The 709-nt window shown below is 48.2% G+C and carries 1 protein-coding gene; it reads right to left on the bottom strand.

The features are described from left to right. Window positions 1-36: 36 nt before the first annotated feature. On the bottom strand, window positions 37-709 hold a 673-nt coding region (locus ABEG11_RS19035; protein WP_348825762.1), incomplete at its 5' end, for a hypothetical protein.

The following is a 709-nucleotide window of genomic DNA, read 5'->3' as shown; positions in this document are numbered from 1 at the left end:
CAATTGACAGCATCGGGAGAGGTTAGTATGGTACCACTACCACCTACTGCAACATACAACGACTTCGCATCGCTCCTTTCCTTTCCCCTCTTTCCCTTTTCTTTTCTTCCCTTCCCCTTCTTCTTTTCTCCCTCCTCTCTTCTTTCCCCCTCCCTTCTTTTCCTCTCCTTCCTCCTTTTCTTCTCTTTCCCTTCTTTCCCCTTCTCCCCTCTTTCTTCCCCTCTCCCTTTTCTTTTCCTCCCTCTTTTCCTTTCCCCTTCTCTTCTTTTCCCTTTTTCCTTTTTTTCCTCCCCCTTCTCCTTCTTTCCTTCCCCTCCTTCCTTTTTTTTCCTCCCCCCCTCCCCTCTTCTCCTCTCCCTCTTCCCCTCTCTTTCTCCTTCCTCCCTCCTTCCCCTTTCTTTTTTCTTCCTTCCTCCTCTTTTTCTCCTTTCCCCCTTTTCTTTCCTTCTTCCCCCTTCTTTCCCCCCCTTTTCCTTTTTCTTTTCCTTCTTCTTTCCCTTCCTCCTTTCCCTCTTCCCCTTTTCCTTCCTCTTTCCCCTTCTCCTCCCCCCTCTCTTTTCCCCTTTCCTCCCTCCTTCCCTCCTTCCTCCTCTCCCTCTCCCTTCTTCTCTTTCTCTTCCTCCCTCCTTTTCCTCTTCTTTCTTTCCCTTTCTTCTCCTTTTCCTCCTTTCTCCTCCTCTTCTTCTTTCTTTTCCTTTTCTTTTTCTTC

The organism is Flavobacterium aestuarii, assembly GCF_040049115.1.
GTDB classification, from domain to species: Bacteria; Bacteroidota; Bacteroidia; order Flavobacteriales; family Flavobacteriaceae; genus Flavobacterium; species Flavobacterium aestuarii.
This window is presented reverse-complemented; position numbering and strand designations above follow the sequence as displayed.